16 protein-coding genes are annotated in these 14,644 nt (G+C 63.7%); 9 read left to right on the top strand and 7 right to left on the bottom strand.

All coding sequences use genetic code 11. From position 1 onward, the window contains the following. Positions 1-7: 7 nt before the first annotated feature. A complete protein-coding gene (locus FQ664_RS04355; protein WP_013970929.1) occupies positions 8-592 on the bottom strand; it encodes a YajG family lipoprotein in 585 nt (194 codons plus the stop codon). Positions 593-737: 145 nt separating this feature from the next. Here FQ664_RS04355 and FQ664_RS04350 point away from each other — a divergent pair, with 145 nt between their 5' ends. Both FQ664_RS04350 and mqo read left to right on the top strand, forming a co-directional pair. Continuing rightward, a complete protein-coding gene (locus FQ664_RS04350) occupies positions 738-971 on the top strand; it encodes a hypothetical protein (RefSeq protein WP_144170553.1) in 234 nt (77 codons plus the stop codon). A 600-nt stretch (positions 972-1,571) separates the two neighbouring features. Further along, positions 1,572-3,080, top strand: coding sequence for a malate dehydrogenase (quinone) (gene mqo / locus FQ664_RS04345; protein WP_144170552.1), 1,509 nt, complete (start codon positions 1,572-1,574; stop codon positions 3,078-3,080). Between the two features lie 155 nt (positions 3,081-3,235). On the opposite strand, the gene FQ664_RS04340 is transcribed toward mqo, so the two are convergent. The 4 genes from FQ664_RS04340 to FQ664_RS04325 form a co-directional block, all read right to left on the bottom strand. Next, positions 3,236-3,526 (bottom strand): PA4642 family protein, encoded by a 291-nt coding sequence (locus FQ664_RS04340; RefSeq protein ID WP_144170551.1) that lies wholly within the window; start codon positions 3,524-3,526, stop codon positions 3,236-3,238. Positions 3,527-3,594: 68 nt separating this feature from the next. Continuing rightward, positions 3,595-4,065, bottom strand: a complete 471-nt coding sequence (locus FQ664_RS04335) for a hypothetical protein (RefSeq protein ID WP_144170550.1) — start codon at positions 4,063-4,065, stop codon at positions 3,595-3,597. A gap of 141 nt (positions 4,066-4,206) precedes the next feature. Further along, positions 4,207-4,680, bottom strand: coding sequence for a WbuC family cupin fold metalloprotein (locus FQ664_RS04330; RefSeq protein WP_144170549.1), 474 nt, complete (start codon positions 4,678-4,680; stop codon positions 4,207-4,209). A gap of 2 nt (positions 4,681-4,682) precedes the next feature. Next, positions 4,683-5,240 carry a hypoxanthine-guanine phosphoribosyltransferase gene (locus tag FQ664_RS04325; protein ID WP_003256346.1) on the bottom strand — a complete coding sequence of 186 codons (558 nt, stop codon included), beginning with the start codon at positions 5,238-5,240 and terminating at the stop codon, positions 4,683-4,685. Between the two features lie 159 nt (positions 5,241-5,399). On the opposite strand from FQ664_RS04325, the gene upp reads away from it, so the two are divergent. Together upp and FQ664_RS04315 are read left to right on the top strand one after the other, a co-directional pair. Further along, on the top strand, positions 5,400-6,038 hold the full coding sequence (gene upp / locus FQ664_RS04320; protein WP_087502882.1) for a uracil phosphoribosyltransferase: 639 nt from the start codon (positions 5,400-5,402) through the stop codon (positions 6,036-6,038). Between the two features lie 2 nt (positions 6,039-6,040). Continuing rightward, positions 6,041-7,315, top strand: coding sequence for a uracil-xanthine permease family protein (locus FQ664_RS04315; RefSeq protein WP_144170548.1), 1,275 nt, complete (start codon positions 6,041-6,043; stop codon positions 7,313-7,315). A 132-nt stretch (positions 7,316-7,447) separates the two neighbouring features. Here FQ664_RS04315 and hemH read toward each other — a convergent pair whose 3' ends face one another. Together hemH and FQ664_RS04305 are read right to left on the bottom strand one after the other, a co-directional pair. Then, a complete protein-coding gene (gene hemH, locus FQ664_RS04310; RefSeq protein ID WP_144170547.1) occupies positions 7,448-8,461 on the bottom strand; it encodes a ferrochelatase in 1,014 nt (337 codons plus the stop codon). 13 nt (positions 8,462-8,474) lie between these two features. Then, entirely contained in the window at positions 8,475-9,380 is a 906-nt protein-coding gene (locus tag FQ664_RS04305) for a TIGR01777 family oxidoreductase (RefSeq protein WP_144170546.1), read from the bottom strand. Positions 9,381-9,567: 187 nt separating this feature from the next. On the opposite strand from FQ664_RS04305, the gene FQ664_RS04300 reads away from it, so the two are divergent. The 5 genes from FQ664_RS04300 to FQ664_RS04280 all read left to right on the top strand — a co-directional run bounded on the left by FQ664_RS04300 (position 9,568) and on the right by FQ664_RS04280 (position 14,640). Continuing rightward, entirely contained in the window at positions 9,568-10,554 is a 987-nt protein-coding gene (locus tag FQ664_RS04300) for an NAD(P)/FAD-dependent oxidoreductase (protein WP_144170545.1), read from the top strand. 100 nt (positions 10,555-10,654) lie between these two features. After that, the gene (locus tag FQ664_RS04295; RefSeq protein WP_144170544.1) at positions 10,655-11,623 is read left to right on the top strand and encodes a YbgA family protein; all 969 of its coding nucleotides are present in this window, start codon (positions 10,655-10,657) and stop codon (positions 11,621-11,623) included. Beyond that, on the top strand, positions 11,613-12,512 hold the full coding sequence (locus FQ664_RS04290; protein ID WP_144170543.1) for a MerR family transcriptional regulator: 900 nt from the start codon (positions 11,613-11,615) through the stop codon (positions 12,510-12,512). Before FQ664_RS04295 ends, FQ664_RS04290 begins: the two co-directional genes overlap by 11 nt. Beyond that, positions 12,503-13,945, top strand: coding sequence for a deoxyribodipyrimidine photo-lyase (phrB, locus tag FQ664_RS04285; protein ID WP_144170542.1), 1,443 nt, complete (start codon positions 12,503-12,505; stop codon positions 13,943-13,945). Before FQ664_RS04290 ends, phrB begins: the two co-directional genes overlap by 10 nt. After that, a complete protein-coding gene (locus tag FQ664_RS04280) occupies positions 13,942-14,640 on the top strand; it encodes an SDR family NAD(P)-dependent oxidoreductase (protein WP_144170541.1) in 699 nt (232 codons plus the stop codon). The genes phrB and FQ664_RS04280 overlap by 4 nt, the downstream gene beginning before the upstream one ends. Positions 14,641-14,644: the final 4 nt, after the last annotated feature.

The raw sequence follows: 14,644 nt of genomic DNA, 5'->3' as shown, positions 1-14,644 counted from the left end.
TGAAGGCTTACTGCCCCAGCACCTGCCCGATGGTCGGGTCCTTGAACATGCGGGTCAGGGCATCGCTCAGCACATCGCCCACCAGCTGGGTGTTGGTTTCCTGGTTCGGCGCCATGCCGAAACGCTGGTCCAGCGAAGCGCCGTAACGACCACTGTAGCGGCGGCCACCATTGGACACGTCGGCACGGAAGGTGGCGCCGATGGTGGCCTCGGTCACGTACAGGTTATCTTTCGGCGACTGGTACTTCAGCTCGGCCAGGGTCACGGTCAGCTGCGGCGCATTGTAGGCGTTCGGCGTCGGGGTGAAGCCGAGCAGGCGTACGGCGGCTTCGGCCTGGGCCTGCAGCTTGGGCACGATGTCGTTACCGCTGACGCTGATGGTGCTGGTCTCGGGGTACATGCCACCGCGAGTGCCCAGGGACTGCGAAGCCCGGCCGTCAACCACCCGGACCACGACCGGCTGGCCATGGCCGACGGGGGCGAGCTGGGCCTTGAGCGTGGGTTGCGGGTTGAGTTGTTGCGGGCTGTGGGCACAACCGACCAGGCTGAGGCTGGCTACGGCGATCAAACCGAACAGCAGACGTTGCAACATGCGCGTTTCTCCAGAAAATGCGGCTAAGGTTCACAGTATACCTAGCCAGGCATCTACCAGTCATCGGTCCACCCCGCCTGTCACAATCGTTTCATCGCCGCGCCCTTATCCTTGCGCCAAGCCCTAACGCACAGGACTCGCCGCCATGGCCTCGCTCTGGACCCTGCTCTTCCAACGCCCGCGCCACAACGCCTATGCCCGCCTCGACGGCGACGGCAAATGCCTGGCCTTCAAGCAATGCAGCCAGGCGCCCTGCGGCAGCGGCTGGGTCCAGGTCGGCGAGATCCAGCTTGCCTGGCTGGGCCGCGAACTGCCCGCCAGCGCCCGGGTTTGCGCCCGCGCAAGCCGCCGCTGGCACCAGCGCATCCTCGCGGTCTGACAAACGCTGCAATAAAAACCACGAATGGCGACATTTCTGCCCGCGACATCGCTATAATCTCCCCCCGATTATAAGGACGTCTCCTGATCGGGCCCCGCACTCGCCGATTGACCCCGGCAACTTCAACGCTTCGCCCACAGAGAGCCTTCCACTCAGGTCTTGCATCGGCTGTCGTGCCTGCTTTTCCGGCCCTTCACATTGCATGAACCTGCGGGTTGCCATCGCGCAGTCCCCTTTTGAGGTTCACGACTCCAAAAGAGCGTGAAAAAACGGTTTTCACAACTTCACAAGAGTGTGGCGAGCAAATGAACAGTCTGGCATGTGCAAAAGCGGCAGATGTGTCCCGAACAGCCCTGAACAGGCGGCAAATTCGCTCATCCCGTATGAGTGTCTGAGCCGTTCCATAACGCACGCACGACACCCTGACCATAAGTCGAATTGCCGCACCCGTGGCAAACGGCGTTCAATAGCCGAACCCGAAGACTGATTGGCGGTGTCCGCGGAAGTTGCAAGAACTGCGAAAAGTCGGACATGGCGACCTTGGCGAACCCAGGTCCCGTGCTGTCAATTAGGTAGCTGTAGATTGTGGAGACGCGTTAAATGGCGCAGAACGAATCGGTTGATGTGGTACTGGTAGGCGCGGGCATCATGAGTGCCACCCTGGCCGTACTGCTCAAGGAGCTCGACCCGACCCTGAAGCTTGAGGTCGTGGAGGCGATGGACTCCGGAGCCGCGGAAAGCTCCAACCCCTGGAACAACGCAGGCACCGGCCATGCCGGCCTGTGCGAGCTTAACTATACGCCCCAGGCCGCCGATGGCAGCATCGACATCAAGAAGGCCGTGCACATCAACACCCAGTTCGAGGTTTCGCGCCAGTTCTGGGCCTACCTGAGCAAGAAGGGCAACTTCGGCTCGGCGCGTGCCTTCATCAACCCTGTCCCGCACCTGAGCTACGTCGAGGGTGACAAAGGTGTTTCCTTCCTCAAGAAGCGCTATGAGCTGCTCAAGCAGCACCATGCCTTCGCCGACATGGAATACACCGAAGACAAGGCCGTGATGAACGACTGGATGCCGCTGATGATGCCAGGCCGCCCGGCCGACCAGCACATCGCCGCCACCCGCGTGGCCAAAGGCACCGACGTCAACTTCGGCGCCCTGACCAACAAGCTGCTGAAGCTGCTGGGCGACTCGCAGGACGCCCAGGTCAAGTACAGCAAGAAGGTCGTCGGCCTGCGCCGTAACGGCAAGGGCTGGACCGTGAGCATCAAGGACGTCAACAGCGGCGGCAGCCGTGAAGTGGACGCCCGCTTCGTCTTCCTCGGCGCCGGTGGCGCGGCGCTGCCGCTGCTGCAGCTGTCGGGCATCCCGGAAAGCAAAGGCTTCGGCGGCTTCCCGGTCAGCGGCCAGTGGCTGCGTTGCGACAACCCGGAGATCGTCAAGCAGCACCAGGCCAAGGTTTACAGCCAGGCCGCGGTCGGCGCCCCGCCGATGTCAGTACCGCACCTGGATACCCGCGTGGTCGACGGCAAGACTTCGCTGCTGTTCGGCCCCTATGCCGGCTTCACCACCAAGTTCCTCAAGCACGGTTCGCTGATGGACCTGCCGCTGTCGGTGCGCATGGGCAACATCGGCCCGATGCTGGCCGTGGCCCGTGACAACATGGACCTGACCAAGTACCTGGTCAGCGAAGTGATGCAGTCGATGGAGCAGCGCCTGGAAGCCCTGCGTCGCTTCTACCCGCAGGCCAAGGCCGAAGACTGGCGCCTGGAAGTGGCTGGTCAGCGTGTGCAGATCATCAAGAAAGACCCGAAGAAAGGCGGCGTGCTGCAGTTCGGTACCGAGCTGGTCTCGGCCCAGGACGGCAGCCTGGCCGCGCTGCTCGGAGCATCGCCGGGTGCTTCGGTGACCGTGTCGATCATGCTGGAACTGATCGAGCGCTGCTTCCCCGAGCAGGCCAAAGGCGCCTGGGCTGCCAAGCTCAAGGAAATCTTCCCGGCTCGCGAGAAGATCCTGGCGACCGATGCCGCCCTGTACCACAAGATCAGTGCCGACAACGACGTGGCGCTGGAACTGGTGGAAAGCAGCCCGGCGGCCAAGCATTACGCCTGATTCGGCCGGTAACGAAAAAACGCCCCGCGGGGCGTTTTTTTGTGCCTGGATCTTTGTCAGCCTGTTCCGGCCCTTTCGCGGGTAAACCCGCTCCCACAAGGACCGCACCACAGCTGAGGGCTGTGCTGTACCTGTGGCCGGGACAGGCTTACAGATCAGCCACGGGCGTTGGCGATGATCTCGATGTAGTCCGGCGCATTGCGCTGGTCGGCAATCTGCTCGACAAAGGTCTTGCCGTGCTCGTCCTTGCCATCCAGGTCCAGCCCGGCCTCGACGAAGAAGCCGACAAAACGCGCGAAATCGTCGATGCGCAGGCCGCGGTAGGCCTTGACCAGCTTGTGCAGCGACGGCGAGGTCACGCCATCGGCCGGCTCGAACTGAAGGAACGTCTTGATGTAGTCGTCGCTGATCTCGTCACCGATTACCTGTTTCTTGTCTTTACGCATTGCCGACTCCAACTGGACCATCACGAAATTTCGAAGGCCGGCAGTGTACCCCCCGCAGGCCGGGCGCCTCAACGCGTACGTACGGTACCGGTGTGCAGGTCGGCCCAGACGTGGCCGTTGCCGTACGTGAGAAACTGCACATACAGCGTCTCGTTGCGCAGCAGGTCCATGATCACCCGGTAGTCGCTGACCGGGTAATTCAGGCTCAGGGTGCGGGTTTTCTCGTCGTACACAGGCTTCTTCAGGCTCTTGCCGGCCTCACCGTCGAAGGTCAGCAGCACCTGGGCGATGGTCGCGCCCTTGCTCAGCGGTTTGCCCTTGAGGCGCACCTGCAACGACGAAGTGATCGGGATCGGCTGCTGGTCGGACTGGCGCTGGGTACCCACTACCACCGAGTAGTCGGTCACTTGCAGCAATTGCTGGCCGGTCGGCGCTTCCTGGCGCAGGGACTGGTCGTCAGGTGGCAGGAACTGGCTGTGCAGCGGTGCGGCGGCGAGTGGCAGGCTGACCGCCAGCAGGAGGGGAAGAAACGCACGCATGTGAGGCTCCTTGAATGAAAGGGCACTCTAGCATGCTGTGTCTGGGCTGTACCGGCCCTATCGCCGGCAAGCCAGCTCCCACAGGTTCCCCGCTATCCATGTGGGAGCCGGCTTGCCGGCGATGGGCCGGTGCAGGCAACATCAATCGAACTGCGCGAGCATCCAGGCCTGGTACTCGGCCACGCCCTGTTCTCCTTCGCGCGGAGCCCAGTGCGCATGCTCACCCTCGCCCACCGGCCGGTATGGCCCGGCCTTGCACTCGAACAGGATGCTGTCCGGTTCAAGCACCACCAGCCCATGATAAATGCCGGGCGCCAGGTCGACACCCAGGCAGTCACCACCGGCTTGCAGCACCCGCTTGTCGGTAACAGCCCCCTGCTCATCGAAGATCAGCAGGCCCAGGCGCCCCTTGAGTACGACCAGCGCCTCGGCCTTGTCGGCGCTCAGGTGGCGGTGTGGCGGAATATAGGTGCTCGGCTGCAGGCCGACCGCCATGCGGTGGCAGGGTTCTTCCATCTCATGGAAGTTGTGATGCTGCCGCCCGCGCGGGTTGGCGGCAGCCTGTGCGGCCAGCCCGGCGAACAGCGACTGGTCGATGAACGCAGGCTGGCGCATGATCACAAGCCCTTGACGGCGAAGATGCCGTTGGCGTTGCGCCAGTAGCCTTTGTAGTCCATGCCGTAACCGAAGATGTAGCGGTCGACGCAGGGCAGGCCCACGTAGTTGGCCTTGAGCTCCGGGCTGGCCTTGCGGTCATGGTCCTTGTCGATCAGTACCGCGGTGTGCACCGAACGCGCGCCGGCATGCTTGCAGAACTCGATGATGGCGCTGAGGGTATGGCCTTCGTCGAGGATGTCGTCGACGATCAGCACGTCACGGTCGATGAACGACACTTCCGGTTTGGCCTTCCAGAACAGCTCGCCGCCACTGGTCTGGTTGCGGTAGCGGGTGGCGTGCAGGTAGCTGGCTTCCAGCGGGAACTGCAAGTGGGTCAGCAGTTTGCCGGAGAAGATCAGGCCGCCGTTCATCACGCAGAACACCACCGGGTTCTTGTCGTGCAGGTCCTTGCAGATCTGCTCGCCGACTTTGGCGATGGCCGCTTCGACTTCGGCTTCGGTGTACAGGCAGTCAGCTTCACGCATGACTTGACGGATATGCTCGAGATCGGCGGACATGGTGCTCTCCGGGGGGCATTTTGGAAAAGCGGGCAAAGGTACGCATCCGCTCGTCACAGATCAAGCATTTATGGACTAACGTCCAAAATGACCAGACGACAGCACAGGCTGGATAGATTAATCTAGCGCGGTTTTTTTGCCCGCCTTTCGGAGCCCCCTATGCCCACTCGTGAGATCCGCCATCCGCTGATCCGCCACAAGCTCGGCCTGATGCGCCGTGCCGATATCAGCACCAAGAATTTTCGCGAACTTGCCCAGGAAGTCGGCGCGCTCCTGACCTACGAAGCCACCCAGGACCTGCCGCTCGAAACCTACGAGATCGACGGCTGGTGCGGCAAGGTGCAAGTTGAAAAAATCGCCGGCAAGAAAATTACCGTGGTGCCGATCCTGCGCGCCGGTATCGGCATGCTCGACGGCGTGCTCAGCCTGATCCCGGGTGCCAAGGTCAGTGCCGTCGGCGTTGCCCGTAACGAGGAAACCCTCGAAGCCCACACCTACCTGGAAAAGCTCGCGCCGGACATCAACCAGCGCCTGGCCCTGATCATCGACCCGATGCTGGCCACCGGCGGTTCGATGGTCGCCACCATCGACCTGCTGAAAAAAGCCGGCTGCAAAGAGATCCGCGCCATGGTCCTGGTCGCCGCGCCAGAAGGCATCGAAGCGGTGGAAAAAGCCCACCCGGACGTGCAGATCTACACCGCCTCGGTCGACCAGCGCCTGAACGAACACGGCTACATCGTGCCAGGCCTGGGCGACGCCGGTGACAAGATTTTCGGCACCAAGCAAAAGGACGCCTGACCATGCAGGACGGCTTCAACGACCCGCTCTGGCGCCAGGTCGTTTCGGGCGCGCAGATGCTCTTCGTGGCATTCGGCGCGCTGGTGCTGATGCCACTGATCACCGGCCTCGACCCGAACGTCGCGCTGTTCACCGCCGGCATCGGCACTCTGCTGTTCCAGCTGGTCACCGGCCGCCAGGTACCAGTGTTCCTGGCCTCGAGCTTTGCCTTCATCACCCCGATCATCCTCGCCAAGGGCCAGTTCGGCCTGGCCGAGACCATGGGCGGCGTGATGGCCGCAGGCTTCGTGTACACCTTCATGGGCCTGATGGTGAAAATCAAAGGCACCGGTTTCATCGACCGCATGCTGCCGCCGGTGGTGATCGGCCCGGTGATCATCTCCATCGGCCTGGCCATGGCGCCGATCGCCGCCAACATGGCGATGGGCAAGGCCGGTGACGGCAGCGTGCTGCTGCCGTACCAGACCGCCATGATGATCTCGATGCCGGCCCTGCTGACCACGCTGATCGTCGCCGTGTTCGGCAAGGGCATCTTCCGTCTGGTGCCGATCATTGCCGGCGTGCTGGTCGGCTTTGCCCTGTCGTTCGCCTTTGGCGTGGTCGACACTGCCAGGATCGCCGCCGCACCGTGGCTGGAGCTGCCCAACTTCACCGCGCCAGCGTTCAACTGGCAGGCCATCCTGTTCATCGTCCCGGTTGCCCTGGCACCGGCGATCGAGCACATCGGCGGGGTGATCGCGGTCGGCAGCGTGACCGGCCGTGACTACCTGAAGAAGCCCGGCCTGCACCGCACCCTGCTGGGTGACGGCCTGGCCACCACCGCAGCCGGCCTGTTCGGTGGCCCGCCCAACACCACCTACGCCGAAGTGACCGGCGCGGTGATGCTGACCAAGAACTACAACCCGAAGATCATGACCTGGGCAGCGGTCTTCGCCATCACGCTGGCCTTCATCGGCAAGTTCGGCGCGCTGCTGCAGAGCATCCCGGTACCGGTGATGGGCGGCATCCTGTGCCTGCTGTTCGGCTCGATCGCGGCGGTGGGCATGAACACCATGATCCGCCACAAGATCGACCTGGCCGAAGCGCGCAATCTGGTGATCGTGTCGGTAACCCTGGTGTTCGGTATCGGCGGCGTACTGATCGGCAGCGGTGACGGCCCGGATGACTGGGGCCTGAAGGGCATCGCCCTGTGCGCCATCGTGGCTATCGCCCTGAACCTGATCTTGCCGGGCAATGATGGCTGGAAGCACAAGAAGCTGGATGATCAGTTGCCTTGATCCGGCTTTAGCCTGACCTGGCCACTTCGCGGGTAAAACCGCTCCCACAGGTACCCCGCTGCCCTCAGGTCTTGTGCAAAACCTGTGGGAGCGGGTTTACCCGCGAATAGGCCAGAACAGGCAACCCTGGACTCAGGCTTTTTCGCACATCCCCGCCAGCGCCTTCACCCACTCCGGGTGATCATTCAGGCACGGCACCAGCACCAACTCCCGCCCGCCGGCCTCGACAAACTGCTCGCTCCCGCGCATGCCGATCTCTTCCAGCGTCTCGATGCAATCGGCCACGAACGCCGGGCACATTACCAGCAGCTTCTTCACCCCGGCCTTGGCCAGCTCATCCAACCGTGCCTCGGTATAGGGTTCGATCCATTTGGCCCGCCCCAGCCGCGACTGGAACGACACCGACCATTTGCCATCGGGTATGCCCATTTTCTGCGCAAAGGCCCTGGCCGTGGCCAGGCACTGCCCGCGGTAGCACACCGCGCGCATATCGGCACTGGCATCCTTGCAGCAATCGGCCGCCTGGAAGTCATGCTTGCCGGTCGGGTCCAGCTTCTTCAGGTGTCGTTCCGGCAAACCATGGAAGCTCAACAGCAAGTGGTCGTAAGCCTGCTCCAGGTAAGGCCGGGCGCTGGCGGCCAGTGCCTCGATGTAGTCCGGGTGCTCGTAGAACGGCTGCAGCACGCGCAGCTGCAGCGGCAACTGGCGTTCACTGACCGTCTGCTTTGCCAGCTCCACCACAGTGGTCACCGTGCTGTCGGCGAACTGTGGGTATAGCGGTGCCAGGGTCACCTTGCGCACACCCTGGGCCACCAGACGCTCCAGCACCTCGGGCAAGGCCGGCTGGCCATAGCGCATGGCAATTTCCACCGGGCCATGGGGCCAGTGCTCGACCAGCGCCGCCTGCAGACGACGGGTCAGCACCACCAGTGGCGAGCCCTCGTCCCACCAGATGGAGCCATAGGCATGCGCCGACTGCTCCGGGCGCTTGATCAGGATCAACGACACCAGCAGGCGCCGTACCGGCCAGGGCAGGTCGATCACGTACGGGTCCATGAGAAACTGGTTGAGGTAGCGGCGCACATCGGCGACCGAGGTGGAGGCCGGGGAACCCAGGTTGACCAGCAGCAGGGCGTGATCGGTCATGCAGCGTCCTATGTCAGAGGCGGCTGGACAGGTTGTCCAGGGCCGATTGCAAATCGTTGAAGCGGAAGGTGAAGCCTGCCGCCAGCAAGCGTACCGGGCGGGCGCGCTGGCCGCCGAGCAGCAGGGTCGACAGCTCCCCCAACCCGACCTTGAGCAGCAGTGCCGGCACCGGCAGCAGCGCCGGCCGGCGCAGGGTGCGGCCCAGGCGCCTGGCGAACTCGCGGTTGCGCACCGGCTCCGGGGCGCAGGCATTATAAGGACCGCTGGCATCCTTGTGCTGCAAGAGAAAATCAATCAGGGCGACCTGGTCATCTATATGGACCCAGGGCATCCACTGCCGCCCGTCACCCAAAGGGCCACCCAGCCCCAGTTTGAAGGGCATGCGCAGGCGCGACAAAAAGCCGCCATCACTGGCCAGCACCAAGCCGGTACGCACCAGCACCACGCGAATGCCCTGGGCCTGGGAACGCAGGGCCGTCTCTTCCCAGGCAATGCACAACTGGCTGGCGAAATCTTCGCGCACCGGCGGTGAAGCCTCGGTCAGCTCGCGTTCGCCACCGTCGCCGTACCAGCCCACCGCAGAGCCGGAGATCAGCACTTCCGGGCGCTGTTCGCGGGTGCCCAGCCAGGCCAGCAACTGCTCGGTGAGGGTAACGCGGCTGGCCCACAGCAGGTTGCGCCGAGCGGCCGTCCAGGGCCGGTCGGCAATCGGCGCGCCGGCCAGGTTGATCACCGCGTCCAGTTGATCATCCGCCTCCAGTTGCTCCAGGCGGGCGATGCCACGTACGCCGGTCCCACAGATTTTCGGCACCTGCTCAGGTCGCCGGCTCCACACCGTCAGGCGATGACCCTGGCCGAGCCAGTACTGGCACAGGTGCTTGCCAATCAACCCGGTGCCGCCTGTCAGCAATATATGCATGGCTGTGTCCTCGCAGAATGCGGCGGTGGTCTATTTTTAACATCAAGGCACTTTTTTGACCCGACGCTCTCGGATAAACATAGGTCAACCTGTCTGCCAACGCGGAATAACCTTATACAAAATTTATGTATTGTACAGGTTTTCCTGACAGCGTAGTCTGCTTACAGCAAGGTTTGAAGAGGCCATCATGACAGTACCTATCGCCATCATCGGGGCCGGTATCGCCGGTCTGTCAGCCGCCCAGGCCTTGCAGAAGGCCGGGCAATCCGTGCATTTGTTCGACAAAGGCCACGGCAGTGGCGGGCGCATGGCCAGCAAGCGCAGCGAAGTCGGCGCACTGGACCTTGGGGCCCAGTACTTCACTGCCCGTGACCGGCGCTTCGTCGAGCAGGTACAGCAGTGGGTTGCCGCTGGTTGGGCCGAACAATGGAAGCCGCAACTGTACAACTACCGCGATGGTGAACTCAGCCCCTCCCCCGACGAGCAGACGCGCTGGGTGGGCGTGCCGCGCATGAGTGCAATCACCCGTGGCCTGCTCAAGGACGTGACGGTCAACTTTGGCTGCCGCATAGCCGAGGTGTTCCGCGGCAAGCAGTACTGGCACTTGCAGGATACCGAAGGCTGCAGCCACGGCCCCTACAGCCGCGTGGTGATCGCCGTGCCGGCACCGCAAGCCACGCCGCTGCTGGCCTCCACCCCGAAACTCGCTGCCGTGGCCGCCGGCGTGCAGATGGAGCCCACCTGGGCTGTCGCCCTGGCCTTCCAGAGCCCGCTGGACACTCCGATGCAAGGCTGCTTCGTGCAGGACAACCCGCTCGACTGGCTGGCGCGCAACCGCAGCAAGCCCGGCCGTGACGAGAAGTTCGACACCTGGGTACTACACGCCACCTCGAACTGGAGCCGGCAACACATCGACCTGCCCAAGGAAGAGGTGATCGAACAGCTGTGGGGCGAGTTCGCCGAACTGGTCGGCTGCGTGGTGCCGGCGCCTACTTTTGCCTTGGCCCACCGCTGGCTGTATGCCCGTCCGAGCAGCAACCATGAATGGGGTGCGCTGGCCGATGCCGACCAAGGCTTGTACGCCTGCGGCGACTGGTGCCTGTCCGGGCGCGTCGAAGGCGCCTGGCTCAGTGGCCAGGAAGCAGCGCGTCGGCTGCTCGAACACCTCGAGTGATGTAAAGCCATACAAAAAAACCGGTTTGCATAACCATCGGGCTGTGCTGGAATAACCTATACAAGTTTTTTGTCTCGTACAGGTTATTTGGAGGCAGCCCATGCACGACCCATCCACCCACAGCAAGCTGCGCATCGCCATCAGCGCCTGCCTGACCGGGCACAGCGTGCGCTATAACGGCGGCCACAAGGCCTCCGACCTGTGCCGTATGCAGCTCGAGGAACACTTCGACTGGTTGCCGGTGTGCCCGGAGGTCGCCATCGGCCTGGGCGTACCGCGCGACCCGATCCGCCTGGTCGGCGACCCCGAGCAACCGGAAGTGGTTGGCACCCGCAACCCCGACATGGACCTGACCGGCCCGCTGCGCAGCTACGGCGAGCAAATGGCCGTCGAACTCGACGATATCTGCGGCTACATCTTCATGCAGAAGTCGCCTTCCTGTGGCCTGGAGCGAGTCAAGGTGTACCAGGACAATGGCCATCCGGCCTTCCACGGCGGGCGGGGCGTGTTTGCCCAGGCGTTCTGCGCACGGCGCCCTGACCTGCCGGTGGAAGAAGAAGGTCGCCTGCACGACCCGGTGCTACGCGAGAATTTCATCAGCCGCGTGTACGCCTACGCCGACTGGCAGTGCCTGCTGGCCGAGGGCCTGAGCCGGGGCGCCCTGGTGCGTTTCCACTCGCGCTACAAGTACCTGCTGATGGCCAACAACCCCCAGGCCTACCGCAACCTGGGGCGCCTGCTCGGCAGCATGAGCAAGGACGATGACCCGCAAAGCATCGGCCCGCGCTATTTCAGCCAGCTGATGCAGGCCCTGCGCCGCTGTGCCAGCCGTGGCACCCATGGCAACGTGCTGCAGCATCTGAGTGGCTACTTCAAGGACGCCCTGACACAGCAAGACAAAGCCGAGTTGCAGACAGTCATCGGCCAATACCAGCAAGGCGTTGTGCCGCTGGTAGTGCCGCTGACCCTGCTCAAGCACCATTTGCGCAAGCACCCCGACCCGTATCTGCAGCAGCAGGCCTACCTGCAGCCGCACCCCGAGCGCCTGGGCCTGCGCAATGCCGTCTGAAACCCTGTTGCCCATCGGCGAACTGGTTCGGCGCACCGGCGTCAACCCCGTAACGCTGCGCGCCTGGGAGCGGCGCTACGGCCTGCTCAAGCCTCAGCGCACGGCAAAGGGGCATCGCCTGTACCCGCTGGATCAGGTCGAGCGGGTCGAGGCGATCCTTGCCTGGCTACAGCGTGGCGCGTCGGTCAGCCAGGTACGCGAGCTGCTCGACAAACCCTCCAGTACACCGCCCAAAGGCGACTGGCAGGCCAGGCAGTTCCAGCTGATCGAAGCCGTCGCCAATCTGTCGCAACGAGCCCTCGACCAGCAGCTCAACCAGGCAATGGCCCTGTACCCGGCTGTCACCCTGTGCGAGCAATTACTGTTGCCACTGCTCGATCTCCTCGACCTGCGCTGGCGCAACTATTTCAATGCACGGTTGGAGCAGGTGTTTTTCCACAGCTGGCTGCGCAGCAAGCTGGGCGCCCGGGTCTACCACGACAACCAGTTGCTGCAAGGCCCTGCCGTCTTGCTGGCCGAAGACAGCGAATGCGCCTTCAGCCCCGGTTTGTGGTTATGCGCCTGGTTGTTCACCAGCAACGGCCTGCCGGTCGAAGTGCTGGAACACGCCATTGCCGGCGCGCACCTGCAACGCGCCGCCACCACGCTCAAGCCGCGCGCCGTGCTGCTGCACCTGGGGCCACGCATCGATGACAAGGCGCTGCAACGCGCCCTGCCCAACCTGCCCGTGCCGACCCTGGTCGGCGGGCCAACGCTGGCGCTGCACGAAGCCCGGCTGCGCGCCCTCAGGCTGCCCAACCTCGCCCTGTTCGATACCCCACAGGCGGCACTGCGTTTGCTGCAAGCCCATGACCGCCAGCCCGAAGAGATGACCGCACCATGCACCTGACCTGGCTGCGCAGTGACCTGCGCATCGATGACAACACCGCGCTCAGCGCCGCCAGCGAGCGCGGTCCCAGCCTCGCCCTGTGGCTGGTCAGCCCCGGGCAATGGCAGGCCCACGACGACGCCGCCTGCAAAGTCGACTTCTGGCTGCGCAACCTGCGCGACCTGCGCCAGTCGCTGGAACGCCTGAACATTCCCCTGCTGATCCGCAAGATCGACACCTGGGACCAGGCGCCACAGGCCGTGCTCGACGTCTGCCGCCAACATCAGGTGCAAAGCGTGCACTGGAACGAGGAGTACGGCATCAACGAGCAACGGCGCGACGCCGCCACCCGGGTGCTGCTGGAAAAGTCGGCTATCCAGGCCCACAGCCACCTCGACCAGCTGTTGTTCCGCCCTGGCACCATCCTTACCCGCAGCGGCGACTACTTCCAGGTGTTCAGCCAGTTCAAGAAAAGCTGCCTGGAGCACCTGCACCGCGGCCTCCCCGCCCTGGCCCAGCGGGTAAAGCGCCAGGCACCGCTGCCAATCGTTAGTGACCCCATTCCCCAGCAGGTGGACGGCTTCGAAAAACCCGCGCATGCCCTGCGCGACCACTGGCCGGCCGGTGAAGCCGAGGCGCAAGCGCGGCTGGCCCGCTTTCTCGACGAAACCATCGACGACTACCAACAGCTGCGCGACTTGCCTGCCAAACCCGGCACCAGCCAGCTCTCCGCCTACCTGGCTGCTGGCGTGATCTCGCCGCGCCAGTGCCTGCACGGCGCCCTGGCCAGCAACCGCGGCGAGTTCGACAGCGGCAGCAGCGGCGTGCAAACCTGGATCAACGAGCTGCTCTGGCGCGAATTCTACAAGCACATCCTGACCGGTTACCCACAGGTCTCACGTCACCGCGCCTTCCGCGCCCAGACCGAAGCCCTGCCCTGGCGCGACGCACCAGCCGACCTTGAAGCCTGGGAACAGGGCCGTACCGGCTTCCCGATCATCGACGCCGCCATGCGCCAACTGCTGCACACCGGGTGGATGCACAACCGCCTGCGCATGATCGTGGCCATGTTCCTCAGCAAGAACCTGCTGATCGACTGGCGCAAGGGCGAGCGGCATTTCATGCGCCACTTGATAGACGGCGACCTGGCCGCCAACAACGGCGGCTGGCAGTGGAGCGCGTCCACCGGCACCGACGCCGTGCCCTATTTCCGCATCTTCAACCCGGTTTCGCAGTCGCAGCGTTTCGATCCGCAGGGGCGTTTCATTCGGCATTGGTTGCCGGAATTGCAGGAGCTGGATGAAAAAACCATTCATCTTCCCGTAAGATCAGCCGATCTTTTTGCCAGACAATCCTACTACAGTCCAATCGTCGATCTCGGCAGCAGTCGCCAGCGCGCGCTGGAGGCGTTCAAGGGCCTCCAGCGCCGGCAGGATCAGAGGGCGCTATCTTGAACAATGCACGCAGTATCTGGGTAACGGGGGCCGGCAATGGACTAGGCCTGGCGCTGGTGGAAAAGTTGCTCGCTGGAGGCCACCGGGTAGCTGCCAGCGGCAAGGACAGCGAGGCACTGGATGCCTTGGCGACGCGTTATGGCAGCCAATTGTTGCGCTTGCCCTGGCAGTTGCACGAAGAACAGCAGGCGGCCCAGGCCAGCCAGCAGATCTGCCATGCCTGGTGCGCGCTGGACGGCTTGATCATCAACGCCGGTACCAGCGATTACCTGGCGGACAATGTGGCGGACAGCGAGTTGTTCGGGGCGATCGTCACTGGCAACCAGTTGGCCGGCGAACATTGCCTGGCCAGTGCGCTGCCTTTGCTGGCGAAGGGTGACTCGCCGCAGGTGATGGCAGTGTTCAACCGCTATTCGGCCTTGCAGTTGTATGCCCCGACGCAGCTGACTGCGGGCTGGAACAATATGCCGCAGTGGATGCGCGAGCAGCGTCAGGCGTTGAAGGGTCAGGGGGTTGAGCTGACGGTGGTGGGGCCGCAGTCACTGAAGACACCTGTGACACCAGTGCTGGCGATACCGGAAGAATGGACAGCGCAGAGTGCGGCGCAAGAGCTGCTGCGGCGCTGGCCGCAGGGGCAGCCGGAGCTGGTGCTGGAGGCTTTGGATCTCGATAGCCTGTGGCCATTGACGCGATAGAATC

The sequence above is a fragment of the Pseudomonas persica genome (genome assembly GCF_900291015.1).
Lineage (GTDB): Bacteria > Pseudomonadota > Gammaproteobacteria > Pseudomonadales > Pseudomonadaceae > Aquipseudomonas.
Note: the sequence above shows the minus strand (reverse complement) of the source record. Positions and strands in the feature narration are given on the sequence as shown.